Annotated in this window: 25 protein-coding genes and 1 pseudogene; 15 read left to right on the top strand and 11 right to left on the bottom strand. The window is 69.1% G+C overall.

Features of this window, described 5'->3' with window-relative positions:
* Nucleotides 1-29: 29 nt before the first annotated feature.
* Both ACODRX_RS14685 and ACODRX_RS14680 read right to left on the bottom strand, forming a co-directional pair.
* Nucleotides 30-956, bottom strand: coding sequence for a 4-hydroxyproline epimerase (locus tag ACODRX_RS14685; protein ID WP_488872264.1), 927 nt, complete (start codon nucleotides 954-956; stop codon nucleotides 30-32).
* 86 nt (nucleotides 957-1042) lie between these two features.
* A pseudogene (locus ACODRX_RS14680) lies at nucleotides 1043-2650 on the bottom strand (APC family permease); the annotation flags it as partial.
* Between the two features lie 313 nt (nucleotides 2651-2963).
* Here ACODRX_RS14680 and ACODRX_RS14675 point away from each other — a divergent pair.
* The 8 genes from ACODRX_RS14675 to ACODRX_RS14640 all read left to right on the top strand — a co-directional run bounded on the left by ACODRX_RS14675 (nucleotide 2964) and on the right by ACODRX_RS14640 (nucleotide 9610).
* Complete coding sequence (locus ACODRX_RS14675) at nucleotides 2964-3686, top strand: PAS domain-containing protein (protein WP_488872263.1); 723 nt, start codon at nucleotides 2964-2966, stop codon at nucleotides 3684-3686.
* 79 nt (nucleotides 3687-3765) lie between these two features.
* A complete protein-coding gene (gene cobO / locus ACODRX_RS14670; RefSeq protein ID WP_488872262.1) occupies nucleotides 3766-4335 on the top strand; it encodes a cob(I)yrinic acid a,c-diamide adenosyltransferase in 570 nt (189 codons plus the stop codon).
* A gap of 4 nt (nucleotides 4336-4339) precedes the next feature.
* On the top strand, nucleotides 4340-4873 hold the full coding sequence (locus tag ACODRX_RS14665) for a methylated-DNA--[protein]-cysteine S-methyltransferase (protein ID WP_488872261.1): 534 nt from the start codon (nucleotides 4340-4342) through the stop codon (nucleotides 4871-4873).
* A 44-nt stretch (nucleotides 4874-4917) separates the two neighbouring features.
* On the top strand, nucleotides 4918-5607 hold the full coding sequence (gene bluB / locus ACODRX_RS14660; protein ID WP_488872260.1) for a 5,6-dimethylbenzimidazole synthase: 690 nt from the start codon (nucleotides 4918-4920) through the stop codon (nucleotides 5605-5607).
* The gene (cbiB, locus tag ACODRX_RS14655) at nucleotides 5604-6677 is read left to right on the top strand and encodes an adenosylcobinamide-phosphate synthase CbiB (protein WP_488872259.1); all 1074 of its coding nucleotides are present in this window, start codon (nucleotides 5604-5606) and stop codon (nucleotides 6675-6677) included. Before bluB ends, cbiB begins: the two co-directional genes overlap by 4 nt.
* The gene (locus ACODRX_RS14650) at nucleotides 6670-7656 is read left to right on the top strand and encodes an aminotransferase class I/II-fold pyridoxal phosphate-dependent enzyme (RefSeq protein ID WP_488872258.1); all 987 of its coding nucleotides are present in this window, start codon (nucleotides 6670-6672) and stop codon (nucleotides 7654-7656) included. The genes cbiB and ACODRX_RS14650 overlap by 8 nt, the downstream gene beginning before the upstream one ends.
* A gap of 3 nt (nucleotides 7657-7659) precedes the next feature.
* Nucleotides 7660-9162, top strand: coding sequence for a cobyric acid synthase (locus tag ACODRX_RS14645; protein ID WP_488872257.1), 1503 nt, complete (start codon nucleotides 7660-7662; stop codon nucleotides 9160-9162).
* Nucleotides 9163-9259: 97 nt separating this feature from the next.
* Nucleotides 9260-9610 carry a hypothetical protein gene (locus tag ACODRX_RS14640; protein WP_488872256.1) on the top strand — a complete coding sequence of 117 codons (351 nt, stop codon included), beginning with the start codon at nucleotides 9260-9262 and terminating at the stop codon, nucleotides 9608-9610.
* 118 nt (nucleotides 9611-9728) lie between these two features.
* Here ACODRX_RS14640 and otnI read toward each other — a convergent pair whose 3' ends face one another.
* The 7 genes from otnI to ACODRX_RS14605 form a co-directional block, all read right to left on the bottom strand.
* The gene (gene otnI, locus ACODRX_RS14635) at nucleotides 9729-10535 is read right to left on the bottom strand and encodes a 2-oxo-tetronate isomerase (RefSeq protein ID WP_488872255.1); all 807 of its coding nucleotides are present in this window, start codon (nucleotides 10533-10535) and stop codon (nucleotides 9729-9731) included.
* A 24-nt stretch (nucleotides 10536-10559) separates the two neighbouring features.
* Complete coding sequence (locus ACODRX_RS14630) at nucleotides 10560-11222, bottom strand: class II aldolase/adducin family protein (protein WP_488872254.1); 663 nt, start codon at nucleotides 11220-11222, stop codon at nucleotides 10560-10562.
* A gap of 8 nt (nucleotides 11223-11230) precedes the next feature.
* The gene (otnK, locus tag ACODRX_RS14625) at nucleotides 11231-12511 is read right to left on the bottom strand and encodes a 3-oxo-tetronate kinase (RefSeq protein ID WP_488872253.1); all 1281 of its coding nucleotides are present in this window, start codon (nucleotides 12509-12511) and stop codon (nucleotides 11231-11233) included.
* Nucleotides 12508-13416, bottom strand: a complete 909-nt coding sequence (ltnD, locus tag ACODRX_RS14620; protein ID WP_488872252.1) for an L-threonate dehydrogenase — start codon at nucleotides 13414-13416, stop codon at nucleotides 12508-12510. The genes otnK and ltnD overlap by 4 nt, the downstream gene beginning before the upstream one ends.
* Complete coding sequence (denD, locus tag ACODRX_RS14615) at nucleotides 13413-14393, bottom strand: D-erythronate dehydrogenase (protein ID WP_488872251.1); 981 nt, start codon at nucleotides 14391-14393, stop codon at nucleotides 13413-13415. Before denD ends, ltnD begins: the two co-directional genes overlap by 4 nt.
* Nucleotides 14394-14424: 31 nt before the next feature.
* Nucleotides 14425-15753: an MFS transporter gene (locus ACODRX_RS14610; RefSeq protein WP_488872250.1), complete on the bottom strand. Its 1329-nt coding sequence runs from the start codon at nucleotides 15751-15753 to the stop codon at nucleotides 14425-14427.
* A 197-nt stretch (nucleotides 15754-15950) separates the two neighbouring features.
* Nucleotides 15951-16718: a FadR/GntR family transcriptional regulator gene (locus ACODRX_RS14605; protein WP_488872249.1), complete on the bottom strand. Its 768-nt coding sequence runs from the start codon at nucleotides 16716-16718 to the stop codon at nucleotides 15951-15953.
* Nucleotides 16719-16984: 266 nt separating this feature from the next.
* Between ACODRX_RS14605 and ACODRX_RS14600 the strand changes: the two genes are divergently transcribed.
* Both ACODRX_RS14600 and ACODRX_RS14595 read left to right on the top strand, forming a co-directional pair.
* On the top strand, nucleotides 16985-17326 hold the full coding sequence (locus ACODRX_RS14600) for a tripartite tricarboxylate transporter substrate-binding protein (RefSeq protein ID WP_488872248.1): 342 nt from the start codon (nucleotides 16985-16987) through the stop codon (nucleotides 17324-17326).
* Nucleotides 17327-17583: 257 nt separating this feature from the next.
* A complete protein-coding gene (locus ACODRX_RS14595; RefSeq protein WP_488872318.1) occupies nucleotides 17584-18213 on the top strand; it encodes a Bug family tripartite tricarboxylate transporter substrate binding protein in 630 nt (209 codons plus the stop codon).
* A gap of 27 nt (nucleotides 18214-18240) precedes the next feature.
* Here the strand turns inward: ACODRX_RS14595 and ACODRX_RS14590 are convergent, their stop codons facing one another.
* Nucleotides 18241-18840 carry an IMPACT family protein gene (locus ACODRX_RS14590; protein WP_488872247.1) on the bottom strand — a complete coding sequence of 200 codons (600 nt, stop codon included), beginning with the start codon at nucleotides 18838-18840 and terminating at the stop codon, nucleotides 18241-18243.
* A 196-nt stretch (nucleotides 18841-19036) separates the two neighbouring features.
* Between ACODRX_RS14590 and ACODRX_RS14585 the strand changes: the two genes are divergently transcribed.
* The 5 genes from ACODRX_RS14585 (at nucleotide 19037) to bioB (ending at nucleotide 23834) form a co-directional block, all read left to right on the top strand.
* The gene (locus ACODRX_RS14585) at nucleotides 19037-19219 is read left to right on the top strand and encodes a hypothetical protein (protein WP_488872246.1); all 183 of its coding nucleotides are present in this window, start codon (nucleotides 19037-19039) and stop codon (nucleotides 19217-19219) included.
* A 198-nt stretch (nucleotides 19220-19417) separates the two neighbouring features.
* Entirely contained in the window at nucleotides 19418-21817 is a 2400-nt protein-coding gene (locus tag ACODRX_RS14580; RefSeq protein WP_488872245.1) for a YgiQ family radical SAM protein, read from the top strand.
* A gap of 86 nt (nucleotides 21818-21903) precedes the next feature.
* Nucleotides 21904-22374 carry a VOC family protein gene (locus ACODRX_RS14575; RefSeq protein WP_488872244.1) on the top strand — a complete coding sequence of 157 codons (471 nt, stop codon included), beginning with the start codon at nucleotides 21904-21906 and terminating at the stop codon, nucleotides 22372-22374.
* 3 nt (nucleotides 22375-22377) lie between these two features.
* The gene (locus ACODRX_RS14570; protein WP_488872243.1) at nucleotides 22378-22764 is read left to right on the top strand and encodes a glyoxalase superfamily protein; all 387 of its coding nucleotides are present in this window, start codon (nucleotides 22378-22380) and stop codon (nucleotides 22762-22764) included.
* A gap of 83 nt (nucleotides 22765-22847) precedes the next feature.
* Nucleotides 22848-23834, top strand: coding sequence for a biotin synthase BioB (gene bioB / locus ACODRX_RS14565; RefSeq protein ID WP_488872242.1), 987 nt, complete (start codon nucleotides 22848-22850; stop codon nucleotides 23832-23834).
* Nucleotides 23835-23840: 6 nt separating this feature from the next.
* Here the strand turns inward: bioB and ACODRX_RS14560 are convergent, their stop codons facing one another.
* Complete coding sequence (locus ACODRX_RS14560; protein WP_488872241.1) at nucleotides 23841-24890, bottom strand: quinone-dependent dihydroorotate dehydrogenase; 1050 nt, start codon at nucleotides 24888-24890, stop codon at nucleotides 23841-23843.
* Between the last annotated feature and the right edge of the window lie 42 nt (nucleotides 24891-24932).

Below are 24932 nucleotides of genomic sequence, written 5' to 3'. Positions count from 1 at the left end.
GGATGGCTGGAAGAAAACAGGGCGCGGGCTCAGATGCCCCACGCGAAGGGGTCTTGCTCGTCGATCAGCAGGGTGCTGTCGGCGCTCATGTAGGCGCGGCCGGTGATGAAGGGGCGAATGCGCTCGCCCAGCGGCTCGTAGCGGGCCTGGAATTGGCTGCCGGTGATGCTGGCCTGGGTCCAGATGGCTCCGGGGGCGAGCTTGCCGTCGGCGGCCAGGCAGGCCAGCTTGGCGCTGGTGCCGGTGCCGCAGGGCGAGCGGTCGTAGGCCTTGCCCGGGCACAAGACGAAGTTGCGGCTGTCGGCCTGCGCGTCGTCGCCGAACAGCTCGATGTGGTCGATCGGGGCGCCGCCTTCGCCGCGTATGCCCTGGGCCTCCAGGGCCTGGAGCATGGCCCAGGTGAAAGCGGTCAGGGCCGCCGTGTTGGCCAGCTGGAGATCCTGGCCATGCTCGGAGACCAGGAAGAACCAGTTGCCGCCCCAGGCGATGTCGCCGTATACGCGGCCGTGGCCGGGCACTTCGAGCGGCACCTGCCGGCGGTAGCGGTAGGCGGGCACGTTGGCGACGGTCACCGCGCCGTCTTCGTGCAGCGTGGCATGGACCGGGCCGACGGGAGTGTCGATCTTGTGCACGCCCGGGCCGATCCGCCCCAGATACCGCAGCGAGGCGACCAGGCCGATGGTGCCGTGGCCGCACATGCCCAGGTAGCCGGCGTTGTTGAAGAAGATCACGCCGCAGGTGGCGTCGGGCGATAGCGGCGCGCAGTACAGCGCGCCCACCAGCACCTCGCTGCCGCGCGGTTCGAGCAGGCAGGCGCGGCGCCAATGGTCGTGCTGCGCGCGCAGCGCATCGCGCTTGTCGGCCATGGTGGCGCCCGCCAGCTCGGGAAAGCCCTTCATCACCAGGCGCGTGGGCTCGCCGCCGGTATGGGAGTCGATGATGTGGATGTGTTTCATATGCTCGTTGCTTGAGGGGGCTAGGCGCAGGCCTGGGGCGCGGCGCGCACGCCGAGCATGGCGCCGTCGGCCACGGCCTCGCTTTCATCGTCTTCGTCCAGCTGCAGCTGCCGGGCGGGCACGCCCGTTGCCGCGCCCCAGTGGTAGATGCCCAGCGCGCAGGCCGCCACCGCCAGCGTGTCGAAGGGATGCGCGAGCAGACCCAGGCCGCCGAAGCTGCCAATCCAGGACAGCGCGATGGTGATGGCGTAGAAGCCGATCAGCCAGGCCGAGCAGCGCACCTGCTGGCGCAGGCCCAGGTGGGCGGTCGGCACGAACCGGCCGCACAGCAGGTACAGCGCGAACATCAGGATCTGCAGGCCCAGCAGCCAGGACACGGTGTTCCAGCCCGACCAGTACACGATCAGCGCGGCGATGATGAAGGACAGCGGACCGAGCACGCCCATCCAGCGCACCCGAAACGGCCGGGGCATGCCGGGTGCGTTGCGGCGCAGCGCGGCCACCGATATCGGCGCCACCGCATAGCTCAGCACCAGGGCGGCCGAGACCACGTTGATCAGCGCCTCCCACGAAGGGAAGGGCAGGGTCCAGAAGACCGACAGCGCGAAGGTCAGCCACAGCGCCGGACGCGGGATGCCCGAGGCTTCATCGATGCGGGTGAATATCTTGAAGAAGGTGCCGCTCTGCGCCCAGCCATAGACCACGCGCGGCGTGGCATTCATGTAGATGTTGCCGCAGCCGCTGGGGGAGATCACCGCATCGGCGACCACCAGATAGGCCAGCCAGCCCACGCCCAGCACCAGCGCGATGTCGCGGTAGGGCAGGGCCAGCTCCTTGGCGACGCCGGCCCAGCCATGGGCCAGCATCCCGGTGGGCACGCTGCCCAGAAAAGCCAGCTGCAGCAGCACGTAGATGGCGGTGGACAGCAGCACCGACAGGATCAGCGCGATCGGAATGGTGCGCTGCGGGTTCTTCACCTCGCTGGCCACCGAGATGATGGGCGTAAGCCCCAGGTAGGCGAAGATGATGCCGCCAGCCGACACCGCCATCTCCACGCCCGAGAGGCCGAAGGGGGCGAAGCCCTGAGCCGTGAAATTCTCTGGCTTGAAGAAGCTGAACAGCACGCCGATCACCAGCAGCGGCACCACGAACTTGAACACGCTGACCAGGTTGTTGGCCTTGGCGAAGGTCTTCACGCTGCGGTAGTTGAGCCGGAAGAACAGGCACAGCAGGCCGAACTGCACCAGCCAGCCGGCAAGCGTGGGCTCGCTGGAGCCGGCCTGGGTCAGCCCGGGGAACCAGGCGGCCGCGTACTGGCGCGAGGCGACCACCTCGATCGCCACCAGGCTGGAGAACGCGATCAGGGTGATCGAGCCCATCAGGTAGCCGAGCAGCGGGCCATGCGAATACACCGGGTAGCGCACCACGCCGCCGGCGCGCGGCAAGGCCGCGCCCAGCTCGCAATAGACGATGCCCAGCAGCAGCACCGCAAACCCGCCCAGCAGCCAGGAGAATATGCCCGCCGGCCCCGCGATCGCCGAAACATGGCTGGCCGCGAATAGCCAGCCCGAGCCGAATATGGCGCCAAGGCCGATAAATGTAAGATCGGTCAATGAGAGCTGTTTTTTGAACTTGCCTCTTCCTGTCATGCTGTCTCCTTGTTTTGTGGGTAGTTCATTGGCGCAATTACCCATGGGTTTGGTGATGCGTGTTTTCGATATTTCTCTGATGGCTTGTGGATGAATGAATTATTGAACCTGCAGGCCTTGCGGCGCTTGATGTTTTTTATTGCCGGGAACGACGAAGTTGGCATAGTTCCAATGCTGGCGCGGCTGAAGGGGTGGTCTGCAGATTGACGCGCCGCGCGGCGCATGCGCATAATTTGGCCTGCCCAAAGGGGCGCAGTGCAGCAAAGAGGGAAAGGCCATGATTCAGCCTTTGTTGGAAATCCTGAATGGAGAAAATGTGCCAAGCCGCCCGGAGAATATGGGGCAGGTGGTGTCCGGCATGCTGATGTTTCTGCCCATTCTGGATGAAATATCCACCACCGCGATATTTATAAAGGATATTCAGGCGCGTTATCTTCTTGCCAACCGCACGCTGGTGCGCCGCTGCGGGCTCAAGCAATTGGCGCCGCTGCTGGGCAAGACCAGCGCCGAGGTATTTCCCACCCAGCTGGGGCCGGGCTATACCGAGCAGGACCGGCGCGTGCTGCGGCAGGGCGTGGTGCTGCAGGACCAGCTGGAGCTGCACCTGTTCGGCAGCCGCGAGCCCGGCTGGTGCCTGACCTACAAGCGGCCGATCCGCGATCGCGGCGACGCCATCATCGGCCTGATGGGCATCTCGCTCGACCTGCCCGCGGCCAGCGGCGCCCATCCCGCCTACCAGCGCCTGGCGGCGGTGGACGAGCACATCCGCCGCCACTTCAGCCGCCCGGTCAGCATGGAGGAGCTGACGCGCATCGCCGGCATGTCGGTGGCGCAGCTGGAGCGCTACTGCAAGCGGGTGTTCCACCTGACGCCGCGGCAGATGATCCACAAGGTGCGGCTGGAGCACGCGCACCGCCTGCTGCACACCGGCATGCCCATCACCGAAATCGCGCTGCAGTGCGGCTATGCCGACCACAGCGCCTTCACCCGCCAGTTCAAGATGCTGACCGGGCTCACGCCGCGCGCCTACCGCGATGCGGCCGGGCGCGGTGGTGCGGCGGGCAAGGGCGCATCGATCTGAGCTAGCGGCAGGTTTTGGCGCCAGCCTCGGTTACAGTGGCGTGCCGCCGCACAGGCAGATTTTGAGGAAATGGAACGCAATGCAGATCGAACAGGCCCCTACGGAAAAACCCTATGACAAGCCCCAGGGCGAGCGCCGCGGCCTGGTCATCGTCAACACCGGCGACGGCAAGGGCAAGAGCACCGCGGCCTTCGGCCTGGCGTTCCGCGCCACCGGCCGGGGCAAGGCAGTCAAGGTCTTCCAGTTCATGAAGGTGCCCAGCGCGCGCTTTGGCGAACACCGCCTGGCCGACCAGGTGGGCCTGCCGGTCGAGGGCCTGGGCGATGGTTTCAGCTGGAAAAGCAAGGACCTGGAGCAATCGGGCCAGCTGGCGCGCGACGGCTGGCAAAAGGCCAAGGCGGCGATCCTGTCGGGCGAGTACTTCCTCGTGGTGCTCGACGAGGTCACCTACCCGCTGATCTACGGCTGGCTGCCGCTGCAGGAGGTGCTCGACACGCTGGCCGCGCGGCCTAAGGACGTGCACGTCTGCCTCACCGGCCGGCGCTGCCCGCAGGAGATCGTCGACCTGGCCGACACGGTGACCGAGATGCGCCTGGTCAAGCATGCCTTCCAGGCCGGCATTCCGGCCCAGCGCGGCATCGAGGACTGAATCCATGGCCTTGCTGTACTGCCATCTGCCCACGCCGCTGGGCGGCATGCTGGCGGTGGCCTCGCAGCGCGGCCTGTGCCTGCTCGAATTCGACAGCCAGCAGCGCGTGGAGCGCGAGCTGGCCCAGGTCGAGGCCGCGCGCGGCGGCCCGGCGCGCGCCGGCATGAACGCCGCCACCGGGCAGCTGGCGCTGGAGCTGGCTGAGTATTTCGCCGGCCGCCGCCAGGCCTTCGGCGTGCCGCTGGACCTGGTGGGCACGCCCTTCCAGCTCGATGCCTGGCAGGCGCTGCTGGCCATTCCCTATGGCCGCACGCGCAGCTACGCCGAGCAGGCGCGCGCCATAGGCCGGCCCACGGCCACGCGCGCGGTGGCGGCGGCCAACGGGCAGAACAAGGTCTCCATCGTCGTGCCCTGCCACCGCGTGATCGGCAGCGACGGCAGCCTCACCGGCTTTGGCGGCGGCCTGCCGCGCAAGCAGGCGCTGCTGGCGCTGGAGGGCGGGGCGGCGCAGCGCGACTGGATCGCCGACGCCGTTTGATCCGCCGCGCCCCCGCAGGCTTGGCAAAGGTTCACAATCGCAGCATGCCCGATACCCCGCCCCACCTCGCCACGGTCGCCGCCACGCCTTTCACCGAGGCCGAGCGCGCGGCCGTCTACCGCGCCATCTACGAGCGGCGCGACATGCGCCACTTTGCCGGCGGCAGCGTGCCCGAAGCGGTGATGCTGCGCCTGCTGCGCGCCGCGCACCACGCGCCCAGCGTGGGCTTCATGCAGCCGTGGCGCTTCATCCGCGTGAAAACGCCCGCGCTGCGCCAGGCCATCCACGCGCTGGTCGAGCAAGAGCGCGTGCGTACCGCCCAGGCACTGGGCGAGCGCGAAGAAGACTTCATGAAACTCAAGGTGCAGGGCGTGCTCGATGCGGCCGAAGTGCTGGTGGTGGCCATGCCGCCGGGGCGCGAGGCGCATATCTTCGGCCGCCGCACCCTGCCCGAGATGGACATCGCCAGCACCGCCTGCGCCATCCAGAACCTGTGGCTGGCCGTGCGCGCCGAGGGCCTGGGCATGGGCTGGGTATCGATCTTCGAGCCGCAGGCGCTGGCGGCACTGCTGCACATGCCCGAGGGCGCGCACCCACTGGGCGTGCTGTGCCTGGGCCCGGTCGATGCCTACTATGCCGAGCCCATGCTGCAGCAGGAGAAATGGGCCTGCCGCGCGCCCCTGGCCGACATGCTGATGGACGATGTCTGGACCGAGGCGCCGCGCGCTCCATGACGGAGTTTGCCGCAGGGCTGCAGCCCTCGACCTTCAGCCCGCTGATCTGGCTGTACCGGCTGTGCACCGATGGCCCGGGGGCCGGGCATCTCTGGCTGGGCCCGTTGATGTGCGCCGCGCTGGCGCTGCTCGTGGCCCTGGCGCTGGACCGCCTCTGGGGCGAGCCGCCGGCCTGGTTGCACCCGGTGGTCCATATGGGGCGGCTGCTTGGCGCTGCAGGAAAATACATAGCGCCTTGCGTAGAGCAGCAAAAGGATTGGAATAGATTTATATTGGGAATGATTGTCTGGTGTGTGCTGGCAGCTATGGTTTTTGCTGTCTACGGCGTGCTCCAGTCCATGCTGCCGGGCGCGCCCTGGTGGCTGGCCGGCGCGCTCATGGGCGTGTTGCTCAAGCCATTGCTGTCGTGGCGCATGCTCAGGCACGAGGTGCTGGCGGTGGAAGCCGCGCTGCAGCAGTCGCTGGCCGCGGGGCGCGAGCGCCTGTCCTGGCTGGTGAGCCGCGACACCGCGCAGCTCGATGCGGCCACGGTGCGCGAAAGCGCGATCGAAAGCCTGGCCGAGAACCTGAGCGATTCGGTCATCGCGCCGCTGTTCTGGTTTGCCGTGGCCGGCCTGCCCGGCGCCGCGCTGTACCGGCTGGCCAACACGGCCGACGCCATGTGGGGCTATCCCGGCTGGCGCGGCGAGGGCGACAGGCGCCGCCACTGGCAGTGGGCCGGCAAATGGGCGGCGCGGGCCGACGATGTGCTCAACTGGATTCCCGCGCGCCTCACCGCCTGCTGGCTGCTGCTGCTGGCCGGCGGCCTGCCCTGGCACGCGCTGCGCCGCGCTGCCCGCACCACCCCTTCGCCCAATGGCGGCTGGCCCATGGGCGCGATGGCGCTGGCGCTGGGCGTGCGCCTGTCCAAGCCCGGCGTGTACCAGCTCAATCCACCGGGGCGCGCGCCCACGGCCGGTGATCTGCAGCGGGCGGTGCGGCTGGCAGCGCATGTGATCGCTGCCCAGGTGGCCTGCGCGCTGGCGGCGCTGCTGGCGCTGGCGGTATGGGGCTGGAGGGCGCATGGCTGAATCCATGCACGGTGGCACCGATGCGCTGGGCGTGCCGGCGCATGATTTCTCCACCAACCGCAACGCCTGCGGGCCATGCCCCGCGGCCGTGGCGGCGCTGCGGGCCGCGCACGCGGCGCAGTACCCCGATCCGCTCTACACCGGCTTGCGCGCGCGGCTGGCGGCCTTCCATGCGGTGGCGCAGTGGCGCATCCTGGTGGGCGGCAGCGGCAGCGAGCTGATCCACCGCTTCAGCCAGCATGCGGCGCGCAGCGGCGCCGGCACGGTCGCGCTGCCACGCCACCACTATGGCGACTATGCGCAGGCGGCGCGCATCTGGGGGCTGCAGCCGCAGCCGCGCGGCGAGCTGCACTGGCTGTGCGAGCCATCAAGCCCGCTGGGCCGGCTGGATGAGGAGTGCCCGGACGAAGAGGCCGGCGGCGGCCCGCGGCGCTGGCCGGTGCTCGACTGCGCCTACCGCCCACTGTGGCTGGAGGGCGGGCCGCCGCCGCGCGATCTGGACCGCCTGTGGCAGCTGTGGACGCCGAACAAGGCGCTGGGCATGACCGGCGTGCGCGCCGCCTACGCGATTGCGCCGGCGCTGGCGGCGCCGGCGGAGCTGGACGCGCTGCGCGAGCTGGCGCCGTCCTGGGTGGTGGGCGCGCACGGCGTGGCCATGCTCCAGGCCTGGGCCGGCGGCGAGGCCCAGCAGTGGCTGGAGCACAGCCTGCAGACCCTGCGCGGCTGGAAGCGCCTGCAGCTGGCGCTGTGCGAGCGGTTGGGCTGGCAGGTCCTGCCCGGCCACCTGGCCAATTACTTCGTGGCGCGCATGCCCTTGTCCGACGCGGCGCTGGCGCGGCGCCTGGAGCAGCTCAGGGCGCAGGGCATCAAGCTGCGCGACTGCGCCAGCTTCGGCCTGCCCGGCCATGTGCGCCTGGGCGTGCTGCCGCCCGCATCGCAGGCCGCGCTGGAGCGGGCCTGGAAAGAGATCGAGGGCTAGGACATGAACGACAGGATTCGATTGCCGCGGCCCACGCCCGGCCAGCGCCCGGCGCTGTGCGTGATGGTGCTGGGCACCAGCAGCGGCGCCGGCAAGAGCTGGGTGGCCACCGCGCTGTGCGCCTGGTACCGGGCCCAGGGCTTGCGGGTTGCGCCGTTCAAGGCGCAGAACATGAGCAACAACGCGCGCGTGGTGGCCACGCCCGATGGCCAGTGGGGCGAGATCGGCACCGCCCAGTACCTGCAGGCGCTGGCGGCGGGTTGTACGCCCGATGTGCGCATGAACCCGCTGCTGCTCAAGCCCGAGGCCGATACCAGGAGCCAGGTGGTGCTGTTCGGCCAGGTGAGCGAGGAGCTCTCGGCCATGCCCTGGCGTGGGCGCAGCGCCCGCGTGTGGCCGCAGATCGCGCAGGCGCTGGACGAGCTGCGCGCCGAGAACGACGTGGTGGTGATCGAGGGCGCCGGCTCGCCGGCCGAGATCAACCTGCATGCCAGCGACGTGGTCAACATGCGCGTGGCCCGCCACTGCGGCGCGCATTGCCTGCTGGTGGCCGATATCGACCGCGGCGGCGCGTTTGCACACCTGTATGGCACCTGGGCGCTGCTGCCGCCCGAGGAGCAGGCGCTGGTCCGCGGCTTCGTGCTCAACAAGTTCCGTGGCGATGCCGCCTTGCTCGCGCCGGCGCCGCAGCTACTGCAGGAGCGCACCGGCGTGCCCACCGTGGCCACGATCCCGATGCAGTTCCAGCACGGCCTGCCCGAGGAAGACGGCGTGTTCGACGAGCGCGGCAGCAGCGGCGGGGGCCAGGCGGTGCACACCACGGTCGCCATCGTGGCCTATCCGCGCATCAGCAACCTCGACGAATTCCAGCCGCTGCTGCAGGTGCCGGGTGTGCGCCTGGTCTGGGCGCGCAGCCCGGCCCAGCTGGCGGCAGCCGACTGGGTGATCCTGCCGGGCTCCAAGGCCACCGCGGCCGACCTGGCCTGGATGCGCGCCCAGGGGCTGGATGCGGCGGTCGTGGCCCATGCCCAGGCCGGCAAGCGGGTGCTGGGCGTGTGCGGCGGCCTACAGATGCTGGGCGAGGCGCTGATCGACCTGCATGGCGTGGATGGCAATGCCGCGGGCCTGGGCCTGCTGCCGCTGGCCACGCTGTTCGATCCGGCCAAGACGGTGCGGCCCAGCCGCGTGCGGCTGCCGGCGCTGCGGCCGCCGTGGGCGGCGCTGTCCGGCGTGCAGGCCGGCGGCTACGAGATCCACCATGGCATCACCCGGCTGCGCGCCGACATGCAGGAGCAGGCATTGCAGGCCGGCAGCCCGGCCACCGAGCTGCTGCCGGGCCTGGCCTGGCAGGGCGCCAACCCGGCGGTGCTGGGCACCTACATGCACGGCTGGTTCGAATGCCCGGCGGTGCTGCAGGCGCTGTTCGGCACGCAGGTGCCCACGCTGGAGACGGTGTTCGCGCGCATGGCCGAGGGCGTGTCGCAGTGGTTTGGCGCGGCCGTGTAGTCCGTATCTGGCGCGGCCTGTAAACCCCGGCCGACGCGCTTGTCGCATGCCGGCACGCATGCTTGTATGATTCATCGCATCAACAAGGAGGTCAGCCATGAAGAAGATCTGGATCCGTTCCGCGCAAACCGTTGCTGTTGCGGCAGCCCTGGTGCTGTCGGGCACCGCAGTCAATGCGGCACCGCCGGCCAAGAAGCCCGCGCCGGTGCGCCACCACCATGACCGCAGCGGCCCCAATGGCGAGCCCGCCAATGCCGACCGCCTGGCCACCAGGGTCGGCAACCCCGACGACTATGGCCGCAACGCGATGGCCCGCTGCTCGGTCTTCAAGACCCAGGAAGACCAGCGCGCCTGCGTGGAGCGCGTGCGCCAGCCCGTGGCTGAAGGCAGCGTGAGTGGCGGCGGCGTGCTGCGCGAATACAGCTACACCGTGCCGGCAGGCCGGTAAAGCCCGTACGCCGGCCACGGGCCCGGCAGCGAAAAGATGGCTTCCAGCACCGCATGTACGGTGCTGGGAGCCTTTTTTCTGGCGCTTTTCGCGGGTCTTTTACTGCTTTTTGCAGTTGTTACAGCCAGGGCCCGAGCCAGCCCAGCCCATCGCTGGTGGCATGCGGCGCGGCACCGCGCGCGGGCCGGTATTCGCAGCCGATCCAGCCATCCCAGCCCAGGCTGTCGAGCAGCTTGAACAGGTAGGGGTAGTTGATCTCGCCCACATCGGGTTCATGGCGCTCGGGCACGCCGGCGATCTGGATGTGGCCGACATTGCCGCCGGGCAGGTACTGGCGGATCTTCATCGCCAGGTCGCCCTCCACGATCTGGCAGTGGTACAGATCCATCTGCACCTTGGCGTTGGGCTCGCCGATCTCGGCCAGCAACGCGTGGGCCTGGTCCTGGCGGCTGAGGAAGAAGCCGGGCATGTCGCGGCGGTTGATCGGCTCCAGCAGGATCTGCAGGCCATGCGGCGCCGCCTGCCGGGCCGCATGGCGCACATTGGCCACATAGGTGGCGTGCGCCGTGGCCGCATCGGCGCCCTGGCTTGCCTCGGGCAGCAGGCCGGCCATGACATGGATGCGCGGGCAGCCCAGGGCCAGCGCATAGTCGATGGCCTGGGCGATGCCGGCGGCAAATTCTGCCTCGCGCCCCGGCACGCAGGCCAGGCCGCGCTCGCCCGCGTCCCAGTCGCCGGGCGGGGCGTTGAACAGCACCTGCTGCAGGCCGTTCTCGCGCAGCAGATCGGCCAGCTGCGCCGGCGCATAGGCATAGGGGAACAGGTATTCGACCGCCTTGAAGCCGTCGCGGGCGGCGGCGGCGAAGCGGGCGCTGAAGTCCAGGTCGCTGTAGAGCATGGACAGGTTGGCGGCAAAGCGGGGCATGGGGGCGGATGTCCTTTTCCAGTGTTACCAGCGGGCATGGAAGCTGTGGCGCAGCTCGTCGATCTGCGCCGCGGTGAGCGGCCCGGCGGGGGCCAGCAGCCAGAGCCTGGCGGTTTCCTCCAGCTCCTCCAGCGCGGCCATCGCGGCGGCCGGGCTGTCGTGCCACACATTGGGCCCCAGGCGCGCCAGCATCACCGCGCGTATCGGGCGGCCGGCCTCGGCATAGCGCGCGATGGCCTGGGCCACCGCCTCGGCGGCCTCGGGCGCGCCCGGGCGGTGGTAGGGGATATGCGGCACGCGGCCCACCTTCATCACGAAGTAGGGCGTGAGCGGCGGCAGCAGCTCGGCCTGGGCGGGGCTGGCGCGCAGCGAGCAGGCCACGAGGTGGGTGCTGTGCGTGTGGATCACGCAGCGCGCGGGCGCGGCGGTGGCGCCGCTGGCCTCGTAGATGCGCCGGTGCAGCGCCAGGGTCTTGCTGGCGCGCTCGCCGCCGGTCTGGCGACCTTGCAGGTCGAGCCGGGCCAGCCGCTCGGGCGCGAGCGTGCCCAGGCAGGCATCGGTGGGCGTGATGAGAAAGCCATCCGCGAGCCGCACGCTGATGTTGCCGGCGCTGGCATGCACATAGCCGCGCTCGAACAGCGAGCGGCCCACGCGCACGATCTCGTCGCGGGCCTGGTTTTCCGTCATGAAGCTGCTCATGGGTTCAGCATGGTAAAGGCTTTGGTGAAGAAGTCCCCGTCGCCGAAGTTGCCCGACTTGAGCGCGATGTGCAGGCCTTGCGGCGCCATGGGCGAAGCGGCATGGCACCACGGCACGCCGGGGTCTATCTGCGGGCCTATGCGCATCTGTTCCATCCCCAGCGCCTGCACGCAGGCTCCCGAGGTTTCTCCGCCGGCCACGACGAGCTGGCGCACGCCCATCTCGACCAGGCCGCGGGCGATGGCGGCGATGGCCTGCTCCACCAGGGCGCCGGCTTGCTCCACGCCCAGCCGGCCCTGCACGGCCTTCACCGCCGAGGTCTCGGCCGTGGAGTAGATGAGCACAGGGCCGCCGGCGATGTGCTGGCGGGCCCAGGCCAGGGCCTTGCCGGCTTCGTCCTCGCCCGCGGCGATGCGCAGCGGATCGAGCGCCAGCGCCGGGCGGCCCGAGGCGATGAAATGCGCCACCTGGGCATGGGTGGCCACCGAGCAACTGCCCGAGACCGCGGCCTGCAGGCCGGTGGCGGGTGGCAGGGCAGCGGCCTGGGCCGTGGGCTGAATGCCGAGGTTCGCGGGCAGGCCGATGGCCACGCCCGAGCCGGCCGTGACCAGGGGCATGTCGGCCAGCGCCGGGCCCAGGCGCAGCAGGTCGGCGTTGGAGACGGCATCGACGATGGCCATGCCCACGCCCTCGGCCTGGAGTGCCGCGATGCGCGCGCGGATGGCCGCTTCGCCAGCCGCCACGGCTGCATGGTCGATCAGGCCCACCTTGCGCCGTGCCTGCGCCTGCAGCACGCGCACCAGGTTGGCATCGGCCATGGGGGTGAGCGGGTGGTTGCGCATGCCGCTGTCGCTGAGCAGTACATCGCCCACGAACAGGTGGCCCTTGAAGACCGTGCGCTGGTTGTCGGGGAAGGCAGGCGTGGCGATGGTGAAGCCGCAGCCCAGGGCATCCATCAGAGCCTCGGCCACGGGGCCGATGTTGCCTTGCGGCGTGCTGTCGAAGGTGGAGCAGTACTTGAAGTAGATCTGCGGCGCACGGCCATCGCGGCCCTGGCCCCGCAGCCATTGCAGCGCCTGCAGCGATTGCGCAACCGCCTCGGCCGGCGCGATGGTGCGCGACTTGAGCGCGACCACCACCGCATCCGCCTCGGCGTCGAGCGGCTGCTGCGGCACGCCTATGGTCTGCACCACGCGCATGCCGGCGCGCACCAGGTTGTTGGCCAGATCGGTGGCGCCGGTGAAATCGTCGGCTATGCAGCCCAGCAGGATGCTCATGGCGCCTCCGGAAGCGTGATGCCGGGAAAGATCTTGATCACCGCGCTGTCGTCCTCGCGGCCGTGGCCGGCCGTCGATGCCTGCATGAACATCTGGTGGGCGGTGGAGGCCAGCGGCAGCGGAAATTTGCTGGCGCGCGCGGTGTCCAGCACCAGGCCCAGGTCCTTGACGAAGATGTCCACCGCCGACAGCGGGGTGTAGTCGCCGGCCAGCACGTGGGCCATGCGGTTCTCGAACATCCAGCTGTTGCCGGCGCTGTGGGTGATGACTTCGTAGAGCGCGGCGGCATCGACGCCTTCGCGCAGGCCCAGCGCCATGGCCTCGGCGGCCACGGCGATATGCACGCCGGCCAGCAGCTGGTTGATGATCTTCACCTTGCTACCCGCGCCCGCGCTGTCGCCCAGGCGGTAGACCTTGGCGGCCATGGCGTCGAGCACGCCCGCGCAGGCCGCGTAGGCCTCGGGGCGGCCCGCCGTCATCATGGTCATCTGGCCGGCCGCGGCCCTGGCCGCGCCGCCCGAGATGGGCGCATCGAGGTAGTGCACACCCAGCGCCTGCAGCCGGGCTTCCAGCGCGATGGACCAGTTGGGGTCCACGGTGGAACACATCACGAAGACCGTGCCCGGGCGCAGCGCCGCCGCGATGCCGCCCGCGCCGAACAGCACGGCCTCGGTCTGCTGGGCGTTGACGACCACGCTGACGACGATGTCGCAGGCGGCGGCCATCTCGGCCAGCGTGGCGCAGGCCGTGCCGCCTGCGGCGGCGAAGCCCCGGGCCGCCTCGGGGCGGATGTCGTAGACATGCACATGGTGGCCGGCGCGGCGCAGGCTTTGCGCCATGCCCGCGCCCATGGCGCCCAGGCCGATCACGCCGACGGCGCGGGGGGGAAAGTTATTGTGCTTCATGGCTGGTGCGGGGTCAGGTCATCGCTGATGTAGGCGCGGACGATGCTGGCGAAATCGCCATCGCCCTGCAGGCCGAGCCGTTCGGCGCGGGTGGTGTCCCAGCGCCCCGGCCAGCTGCCGACGATGCGCTCGACCTTGTCGTCGGCCTGCCAGCGCACGCGGTCGGCCACCTCGCTGCCGGCCACCGCGCGCAGCGCCTGCACCATCTCGCCCGCGGTCACGGACACGCCGGGCAGGTTGATGGGGCGGCGGTCGGCCAGCGCGGCGGCATCGAGCTCGCAGCCCGCCACCAGCGCCTCGACCGCGCGGCGGGGCGACAGCAGCCACAGCCGCGTGCCCGGCGCCACCGGGCAGGTGGCGGTCTCGCCGTTGAGCGGTTCCCGGATGATGCCGCTGGCAAACGACGAGGCGGCCGCGTTGGGCTGACCCGGCCGCACGCTGATGGTGGGCAGGCGCAGCACGCGGCCGTCGACAAAGCCGCGCCGCGTGTAGTCGGCCAGCAGCAGCTCGGCGATGGCTTTTTGCGTGCCGTAGGAGGACTGCGGGTTGAGCGCGGTGTCGTCCATCACGGTGCCGGGCAGCTGGCCGCCATAGACGGCCACCGAGCTGGTGAACACCACGCGCGGCCGGTGGCCCAGCGCGCGGCAGGTGTCCAGCAGCGCGCGCGAGGCGTCGAGGTTGATGTGCATGCCCAGGTCGAAATCGGCCTCGGCCTGGCCGCTGACCACCGCCGCCAGGTGGAAGATCGCGGCCGTGTCCGGCGCGATGGCGCCGCGCAGCACCTGCGGGTCGGCGATGTCGCCCACCAGCGAATGCGCGCGTGGATCGGTGATGGCGTCGTTGCGCGCCACGTCCAGCAGGTCGATGCGGGTGATGGCGCGGCGCTGGCCTTCGAGCGTCAACCCGCCCTGTTCGAGCAGCTTGGCGGCCAGGCGCTGGCCCAGGAATCCGGCGCCGCCGGTGATCAGTACTTTCATGGGGTCGGTGTGACAGAGGTTGAAGAAGCGGTCAGCGATTCACCATCCGGGCGGGCGTGAGCCACACCGCGATGGCCCCGATCAGCAGCACCGCGGCCAGCACGAACATGCCGGCCTGGGTGGATTGGGTCAGGTCCTTGAGGTAGCCGATCATGTAGGGGCTGGCGAAGCCGGCCAGGTTGCCCACCGAGTTGACGATGGCGATGCCCGCGGCCGCCGCGGTGCCGGTGAGAAAGGCCGTGGGCAGCGACCAGAACAGCGGGGCGCAGGTCAGCACGCCGGCAGCGGCCAGCGACAGGAACACCAGCGACGCGGCGGTGTTGTGGGCGAACAGGGCGGTCATCGCAAAGCCTGCAGCGCCCATCAGCGCGGGCACGATCAGGTGCCAGCGGCGCTCGCGGCGGCGGTCGGCGCTGTGGCCCAGCAGGTTCATCACCACGATGGCGCACAGGAAGGGAATGGCGCTGAGCAGGCCGATATTGAGCGCGCCCGTGACGCCGGTGGACTTGATCAGCGTGGGCATCCAGAAGGTCAGCCCGTACTGGCCGGCGACGAAGGCGAAGTAGATCAGGCACATCCACCATACGCGCCGGTCGGCGAATACCGCCTTGAGCGAATGCCGCTGGCTGCCGGCCTGCTGCTGGTCGTGCTCGATCTCGCGCGCCAGCAGCTGCTTTTCCTCGTCGCTCAGCCACTTGGCGCTGGCGATGCCGTTGTCCAGGTAGAAGATGGTCGCCACGCCTATCAGCAGGGCCGGGATGGCCTCGATCAGGAACATCCACTGCCAGCCCGCCAGGCCATGGTCGCCGTGGAAGGCCTGCATGATCCAGCCCGACAGCGGGTTGCCGAAGATGCCGGCCACCGGAATCGCCGACATGAACAGCGCCACGATCTTCGCGCGCCGGTGGGCCGGGTACCAGTAGGTCAGGTACAGGATCACGCCGGGATAGAAACCCGCCTCGGCCAGGCCCAGCAAGAAGCGCAGGATGTAAAAGCCCGTCGGCGTCTCCACGAACATGAACAGGGCCGACAGCATGCCCCAGGTGAGCATGATGCGCGCGATCCAGATGCGCGCGCCCAGCTTGTGCATCAGCAGGTTGCTGGGCACCTCGAAGAGGAAGTAGCCGATGAAGAACACGCCCGCGCCCAGGCCGAACACGGTTTCGCTGAAGCCCAGGTCCTGCGACATCTGCAGCTTGGCGAAGCCCACGTTCACGCGGTCCAGGTAGGCGATCACATAGCACAGCATCAGAAAGGGTACCAGGCGCCAGAACACCTTGGCATAGGCGCGCGTGGTTGGCAGCGGCTCGGGCTGGCCGGTGGCCGGCGCGGTGCCGGCCGCGATGGGAAGGGCGGTCATGGAAAGTCTCCGAAAAAAAGTGCCGCAAAAGTGCCGTGACTGCGGCGGCGGTGGCTGTAGCGGTGGCCATCGTGGCGCGGCCTGCGCATTAGTTTTCATGTGATATTGTTATCATACAAATTGTACGGCGCGGCAAAGATAGGTAAAAACCCTTGTAGGCGTGCCTGGAGTGCCGGGGCCGGCCGGGGCCGGGCGCGTCAGCGCCTGGGGTTGAGTATGTCCTGCGCCAGGCGCTGGCCGTCCTGCTGCCAGAAGCTGGCGTCGGCGCTGCGGATGCGGGCGATCGCGTTGTTCATGTGGCTGGCCACGGCGGCGCGGGCCGCCGCTGCGTCGCCAGCGGCAACCGCCTCGAAGATGCGCAGGTGCTCCTGGTCGACCGCGGCCGCGAAATCATGCCGCCGCGCCTCGTTGGCGCGCGTCACGCGCATGGCGCTGAGCAGGAACTGCATCAGGTAGTCCCAGGTGCTGATCAGGAAGGGATTGCCGGCCGCCAGGGCGATGGAGCGGTGGAAAGCCATGTCCTCGTCCACGCCGTCGCGGCCCAGCTGCACGGCATCCGCCAGGCTCTGCATCGCCTGGCGGATGCGCTGCAGGTCCTGCGGGCTGCGGCGCAGCGCGGCCAGTTCGGCGAATTCGGACTCCAGCGCGCGGCGCACCTCGACGATCTGGATCACCGCCTCCTGGCTGGCGGAGGGCAGGCCGTCGAAGTTCAGCGGCTCGATGCCGACCGCCCTGACGTAGACGCCGCTGCCCTGGCGCGACTCGATCAGGTTGCGCGACTTCAGCCGCGACAGCGCCTCGCGCACCACGGTGCGGCTCACCGCCAGCTGCTGCACCAGCACCGCTTCGGTCGGCAGCTTCTCGCCGGGCTGGAAGCGCCCGGCGCGGATCTGCGCCTCCAGTTGCTGGGCGACCTGGTCGGCCAGCTTGAGGCTGGGTTGAACGGCAGAGAAGGAAACCGTCATGGCTGGGCGTGGGGCGATATGGACAGGCTGGGCGCCCCATTGTCTCAGAATGCGCGGCCGCTTTGCCGCTAAAAAGCATAGCTGCTGGCGCTTGTACTACCTTTGTTTCAATATTAAATATATTCGAATTCATTGCAGTTAAAGCGCTATCTGCTATTGTTTTAAAATCATGTGCAAGGGAAAACCCTTGGTTTAATTGCTTCTTAAATTTGTATGATGACAATATCACATGAAAATTAATTCATCATAGATGAGGAGGCGAGGTCGTGTTCAGACGTGAATGCATTGTTGCGGGCCTGGCGGCAGCCGCCATGGCGCAGGCCCGGGGCCAGAGCTGGCCCGCAAGGCCGGTACGGCTGGTGGTGCCTTTTCCGCCCGGCGGGCTGATAGACCGCATGGCGCGCCTGCTGGCGCCGCGGCTGGCGCAAAGCCTGGGGCAGCCGGTGGTGATAGACAACAAGCCGGGCGCGGGCGGCAACCTGGGGGCGGCCGATGTGGCCCGCTCGGCGGCGGATGGCCAGGTGCTGCTGATGGCCTCGCCGCCGCTGACCATCAGCCCGGCGGTTTACAAGTCCCTGCCTGAGAGCGTGTTCAAAGTCTTTTCATAGTGCCCGCAAGGCAGCAAAAGGCCGCAATCTAGGCGCACGCCGCAGCCCATGCTCACTGCCTGGGCAAGGTGGGCAACGACGAGTGCGGCTTTTTGCTGCCTTGCCCGAAGGGTTGCCGGGCAAAAGCCGCGTCTGCGGCGTTGCCCGTCCTCGCCGGGCGCCAGCCCGGCTTGCGGCGTGCGCCTTGCATCCACGGCCTTTGCCCGGCAACGGGCATCATGAAAAGACTTTGAACACGCTCTTGCCAGCCACGGCAGATCGAGCCGGTGGCGCTGCTGGGCCGGGTGCAGAACGTGCTGCTGGTGCATGCACGCAGCCCGCTGCACACGGTGGCGCAGCTCGGCGAGGCGGCCGGGGCCAGGCCCGGGCAGCTGAACTACGGCTCCAACGGCAACGGCACCTCGCTGCACCTGTGCATGGAGCTGTACAAGAGCATCAGCGGCGCGCAGATCACCCATGTGCCGTACCGCGGCGCGGCCGGCGCGATGACGGCGCTGCTGGCCGGCGAGGTGGATGCGATGTTCGACAACCTGCCGGCGGCGCTGGCGCACATCCGCGCGGGCTCGGTGCGCGCGCTGGCGGTCGCGGCGCGCGAGCGCAGCGCGGCCCTGCCCGAGGTGCCGACCATGATCGAGGCCGGCGTGCCGGGCTTCGACGTGACGGCCTGGTTCGGCATCGCCGCGCCTGCCGGGCTGCCGGCCGCGGTGGCTGAGCGGCTGCGCCAGGTATTGGCCGATTCGGTTGCGGCGCCCGAGATCGTCTCGGCCATGCAGGCCCAGGGCGCGGAGCCCCATCTGCTGCAGCAGGCGGCGCTGCGCCAGTTCTGGCGCGACGACGCCGCCCGCTGGAATGCGCTGGCCGCCAAGGCCGGCATCGCGCTGGATTGAGTGCTTGAAGGGGCGCGGCGCGGGCCGTCAGCCCGGGGCCGGGTCGGCGTCGAACCGCGCCTGGCCTTGCGTGGCGCTGCTGATGCCGGCGCGCAGCGCGGCGCGCTCGCGGTCGTTCACGCGCAGCAGCAGGTGCACGTCGGCTGCGTGCCGCACTTCGAGGATCTCGGCCCCCGCCTCGGCCGCCAGCCTGCGCACCAGGCCCTCGTGCGGGTAGGCGAAGCGGCAGCCCAGCTCGCTGAACGACTGCACCGGCAGCTTCTCGGCCGCCAGCAGCGCCTGCGCCACCGCATCGGTATAGGCGCGCACCAGCCCGCCCGCGCCCAGCTTCACGCCGCCGTAGTAGCGCACCACGGTGGCCAGCACGTTCTGCAGATCCTGGTGGCGCAGCACGTTCAGCATCGGCCGCCCGGCGGTGCCGCTGGGCTCACCGTCGTCATTGGCGGCGCCGTCGCTGCCGGCCAGCAGTGCCCAGCAGACATGGGTGGCGCCGGGGTGTTCGGCGCGCAGCGCATCCACGATCTCCTGCGCATGCGGGCGGCCGCGCACCGGCTGCACGCAGCCAATGAAGCGGCTCTTCTTGATGGTCAATTCGCTGTGGACGGGGTGCGCGATGGAAAAGGGCATGCGGGGAAGCAAATTCTTGCAACTGGCGGGTCAACGATTTGGCTTTGTCATGCGTTATACACATGGCCCTGTTTCAATAGCGGGGCGGACAGGTTGCACAGCCGGAGCAAGACATCTTACCCAGCAATCGAGTGGCAAAAGCTCACCTGTCCGGAAGTTCGTTGCCATTCGATCGCGCATTACTTTCGGAGCAGCCATGCAGTCCCACCGCCTCATCGCCGACGATGCCCTGAACGATCATGAATTTGGCCGCTCCGGCATGGAGCCTCCGAGCTATGCGATCCAGATGCTGCCGCCGGCCGAGTGGGGCGATCCGGCCAACGACAGCAACGCCTATGTCGACCTCGCGCAGCGCGTGCGCGAAGGCGGCGAGTGGTAGACACCCGCCGCTGCATCTGAATCGGCGCCCGGTGCTGCACCCGGCGCCGATTGGCTTTATAGCCTACGGGTATACCCGTGCGCCCACATCAAAGCGGGCATGCCGCTAAACTATTGGCCCTCCTGCCTGTGCCCTTTTTGTGCCGGTCCGCGCGCTTGTGCGCCCACTCTTGCCTGATCCCTTTGCGATCCCTTTGCCATGAGCGCTCCCATCGATGTCTCCTTTTTCGAGCGCGCCGCCAAGCCGCTGACCAGCTACCGCCCGTACTGGGCCAAGCGCTTTGGCAGCGCACCATTCTTGCCCATGAGCCGGGCCGAGATGGACCAGCTCGGCTGGGACAGCTGCGACATCATCCTGGTGACGGGCGACGCCTATGTCGACCATCCCAGCTTCGGCATGTCGGTGATCGGCCGGGTGCTGGAGGCGCAGGGCTTTCGCGTGGGCATCATCGCCCAGCCCGACTGGCAAAGCGCCGAGGCCTTCAAGGCCCTGGGCCGGCCCAACCTGTTCTGGGGCGTGACCGCGGGCAACATGGATTCCATGATCAACCGCTACACGGCCGACCGCAAGATCCGCTCGGATGACGCCTACACGCCGGGCGATGTGGGCGGCAAGCGGCCCGACCGTGCGGCCATCGTCTACAGCCAGCGCTGCCGCGAGGCCTACAAGGACGTGCCCATCGTGCTCGGCGGCATCGAGGGCAGCCTGCGCCGCATCGCCCACTACGACTACTGGAGCGACAAGGTGCGCCGCTCCATCGTGGTGGACAGCAAGTGCGACATCCTGCTGTACGGCAACGCCGAGCGCGCGCTGGTCGAGGTGGCGCACCGCATCGCGGCGCGCGAGCCGGTGGAAAGCATCACCGATGTGCGCGGCACCGCCTTCATCCGCCGGCATTCGGATGCGAGCTGGTACGAGCTCGACTCCACCACGGTGGATGAGCCCGGCGTGGTCGAGCCGCACCTCAACCCCTACATGACCACCAGCGAGCAGGCCGAGGCCCAGGGCCAGACCTGCTCCAAGGACGAGGTCGGCGCCGCCACGGTGACCGACGTGCAGCCGATTCAGTTCGTGCCCCATCTTTCGCTGCGCGCCAAGGGCAAGCAGCCGCCGCGCGACAAGACGGTGATCCGCCTGCCCAGCTACGAGCAGGTCAAGGGCGACGCCATCCTCTACGCCCATGCCAACCGCGTGCTGCACCTGGAGACCAACCCCGGCAATGCCCGTGCGCTGGTGCAGGCGCATGGCGAGGGCGCCACGGCGCGCGACGTGTGGCTGAACCCGCCGCCGATCCCGCTGACCACCGCCGAGATGGACTGGGTTTTCGGCCTGCCCTATGCGCGCAGCCCGCACCCGAGCTATGCCGACCAGAGCGGCAGCCACGACGGCGCGACCAAGATCCCGGCCTGGGAGATGATCCGCACCTCGGTCAACATCATGCGCGGTTGCTTTGGCGGCTGCACCTTCTGCTCCATCACCGAGCACGAGGGCCGCATCATCCAGAGCCGTTCCGAGGACTCCATCATCCAGGAGCTCGAGGACATCCGCGACAAGGTCAAGGGCTTCACCGGCACCATCTCCGACCTGGGCGGCCCCACCGCCAACATGTACCGCCTGGGCTGCAAGAGCCCCGCGATCGAAGCCGCCTGCCGCAAGCCCAGCTGCGTCTTCCCCGGCATCTGCCAGAACCTGCACACCGACCACGGCCCGCTGATCAAGATCTACCGCCGCGCGCGCAAGCTGCCCGGCATCAAGAAGATCCTGATCGGCTCGGGCCTGCGCTACGACCTGGCGGTGAAGTCGCCCGAATACGTGCGCGAGCTGGTGCAGCACCATGTGGGCGGCTATCTCAAGATCGCGCCCGAGCACACCGAGTCCGGCCCGCTGGCCAAGATGATGAAGCCCGGCATCGGCAGCTACGACCGCTTCAAGCAGCTGTTCGAGAAGTTCAGCGAAGAGGCGGGCAAGAAGCAGTACCTGATTCCGTACTTCATCGCCGCCCACCCCGGCACCAGCGACGAGGACATGATGAACCTCGCCATCTGGCTCAAGAAGAACGGTTTTCGCGCCGACCAGGTGCAGACCTTCTACCCCAGCCCCATGGCTACCGCCACCGCCATGTACCACTCGGGCCGCAACCCCTTGACCCGCGTGCGCCGCCAGATGCGCGATGCACAGGACGAGAGCGTGGACATCGTGCGCGGCGAAAAGCGCCGCCGCCTGCACAAGGCGTTCCTGCGCTACCACGACCCGAACAACTGGCCGCTGCTGCGCGAGGCGCTCAAGGCCATGGGCCGCTCCGACCTGATCGGCAACGGCAAGCACCACCTGATCCCCACCTTCCAGCCGCTGGTGGATGGCGGCTACCAGAGCGCGCGCAAGAAGAACAGCACGCCCGGCGCGGCGAAGTCCAGAGGGAGTGGCCAGGCCTACGCCATCAACAAGGACGGCAAGCCGGTGGCGCTGGCGCCCCGGCGCCCCTCGCAGGAGCCGGCCGGCGACGTGCGTTTTCGCCGCGAGCAGCCCAAGCCCGGGCAGATCCTGACCCAGCACACCGGCCTGCCGCCAAGGGCTGGCGTCAAGGGGCGCAGGAAGTAGCGCCTGTCATCCAGGTGCGCCTGCGGGCCGTTGCGGGCGGGGCGGATTGCCGATAATGCGCCATCCATCGGAAAAAGGAGAACTCCATGAGCCAAGCAGCGCGCCCGTTCAGGGTGCTGGGCATGCAGCAGGTCGCCATCGGCGGCACCGACAAGAATCGCCTCAAGCGCCTGTGGGTCGATATGCTGGGCCTGGCCCAGACCGGCACCTTCCAGAGCGAACGCGAAAACGTCGACGAGGACATCCTCGCCATGGGGCGGGGCGCGCATACGGTCGAGGTGGACATCATGCAGCCCTTCGACATGGACAAGAAGCCCGCGGTGCATGCCACGCCGCTGAACCACATCGGCCTGTGGATCGACGACCTGCCCAAGGCGGTGGAGTGGCTCGGCGCCCAGGGCGTGCGCTTTGCGCCCGGCGGCATCCGCAAGGGCGCGGCGGGCTACGACATCTGCTTTCTGCACCCCAAGGGCAATGACGAGTTCCCGGTCTCGGGCGAGGGCGTGCTGATCGAGCTGGTGCAGGCGCCGCCCGAGGTGATCGCGGCGCTGGGCTGAGCGATGGCGCCCGGCCAGACGATCATCCCGGTGCTGCGCAGCTTTGACCAGCGCAAGGCCGAGGAGTTCTACTTCGGCTTCCTGGGCTTCGCGCAGGACTGGCAGCACCGCTTCGAGCCGGCGCTGCCGCTGTACCAGCAGATCAGCCGGGAATGGGGCGGGCTGCGCTATGTGCTGCACCTGTCGGAGCACCACGGCGATGCCTGCCCGGGCGCCAATGTGCGCCTGGCCTGCCCGGATCTGCCGGCCTTGCAGCGCGAGCTGCAGGCCAGGCAGTACGGCTATGCCCGGCCGGGGCTGGAGCGCATGCCCTGGGGCATGCGCGAGCTGCGGCTCCACGATCCGTTCGGCAACAAGCTGGTGTTCTTCGAGGATGCCGATCCGGCCTGACTGGCTCGTTTTGCAACCTGGGTATCGCGAAAGGTAGGACGGTTGCGGGCACAATCACCGTTTCTCGACACTACGGAGCGACGATGAAGCCCCTGCAGTTCTACGACAAGCCAGTGCCGCCCGCCGTGGCCGGGCCCTGGACGATCGATGCAGTCCAGACCTTGCTGGAACTTCCATTCCTCGACCTGCTGCACCAGGCCCAGAGTGTGCACCGCCAGCACTGGCCCGAGGGCGATATCGAGCTGGCCACGCTGCTGTCGGTGAAGACCGGCGGCTGCCCCGAGAACTGCGGTTACTGCCCTCAATCGGCATCTTTTGATACCGGCGTGCAGGCCAACAAGCTGATGGCGGTGGACGAGGTGCGTCAGGCCGCGCAGGCCGCCAAGGATGCGGGCGCCACGCGCTTTTGCATGGGCGCCGCCTGGCGCGCGCCCAAGGACCGCGACATCGAGCGCGTGGCCGAGCTGATCGCCACCGTCAAGGACCTGGGCCTGCAGACCTGCGCCACGCTGGGCATGCTGCAGGCGCACCAGGCCGAGGCCCTGCGCGATGCCGGGCTGGACTACTACAACCACAATCTCGACACCGCGCCCGAGTACTACACCGACGTGGTCAGCACCCGCGCCTACCAGGATCGGCTCGACACCCTGGCCCATGTGCGTCAGGCGGGTATCAGCGTGTGCTGCGGCGGCATCGTGGGCATGGGCGAGGCGCCGGTGCACCGCGCCGGCCTGCTGGCGCAGCTGGCCAACCTCGATCCCTATCCCGAGTCGGTGCCGATCAACAGCCTGGTGCGCGTGCCGGGCACGCCGCTGGCCGACAGCGAACCGGTCGATCCGCTGGATTTCGTGCGCGTGATCGCGGTGGCGCGCATCCTGATGCCGCGGGCGCGCGTGCGCCTGTCGGCCGGCCGCCAGCAGCTCGGCGATGCGGTGCAGGCGCTGTGCTTCCTGGCCGGCGCCAACTCCATCTTCTATGGCGACAAGCTGCTGGTCACCGGCAACCCCGATGTGCAGGCCGACCGGCAGTTGCTGGACAAGCTCGGGCTGCGCGGCAGCGCCGCCGCTTAGCGAGGATTAGCGCTTGAGCGCCTGCAGCGCGCGCGCCGCCTCCAGCACCAGCGCGGGGCCGCGGTAGATCAGCCCGGTGTAGATCTGCACCACGTCGGCGCCGGCCTCGATCTTGCGCACCGCGTCGGCGCCGCTCAGGATGCCGCCCACGCCGATGATGGGAAAGCCCGCGCCCAGCTCGGCGCGCAGCTGGCGGATCACCGCGTTGCTGGCCTCGAGCACCGGCGCGCCCGAGAGGCCGCCGCTCTCCTCGGCATGCGCCAGGCCGGCCACCGCGTCGCGGGCGATGGTGGTGTTGGTGGCGATCACGCCGTCCATGCCATGGCGCTTGAGCGTGGCGGCAATCACCGCCACCTGCTCGGGCGTGAGGTCGGGCGCGATCTTCACGAACACCGGCTTGCGCCGGTCGTGCTGCGCGGCCAGCTGTTCGCGGCGCTCGGCCATCGCGCCCAGCAGCGCATCGAGCGCCGCGTCGCTTTGCAGCGCGCGCAGGTTCTTGGTGTTGGGCGAGCTGATGTTGACCGTGATGTAGTCCGCATGCGGGTAGACGCCGTCCAGGCACTGGAGGTAGTCGCTGGTGGCGTTCTCGATCGGCGTGGCGGCGTTCTTGCCGATGTTCAGGCCCAGCAGCAGCGGCTGGGGCTGCTGGCGAAAGCGCGCCTTGCGCACATTGGCGACAAAGGCGGCCAGCCCCTCGTTGTTGAAGCCCAGGCGGTTGATGAGCGCGTTCTTCTCGGGAATGCGGAACATGCGCGGCTTGGGATTGCCCGGCTGGGCCAGCGGCGTGACGGTGCCGACCTCGACGAAGCCGAAGCCCATGGCGCCCAGGCCGTCGATGCAGCGCGCGTTCTTGTCCAGCCCGGCGGCCAGGCCCACGCGGTTGGGAAACCGCAGGCCGGCGAGCGTCAGCGGATCGTGCACGCGCGGATTGCGCCAGGCGCAGGCCAGCGCGGAGTTCTGGCCCGAGGCCAGCAGGTTCATCGTCAGCTCGTGCGCGGATTCCGGCTCCATGCCGAAAAGCACGGTGCGGGCCAGGGAGTAGGGGATCAGGGACATGGGGATGGGATAATCACGGAGTTTGCCGATTTTCGCTGATAA

The organism is Comamonas sp. FG99 (assembly GCF_057808605.1).
Note: the sequence above shows the minus strand (reverse complement) of the source record. Positions and strands in the feature narration are given on the sequence as shown.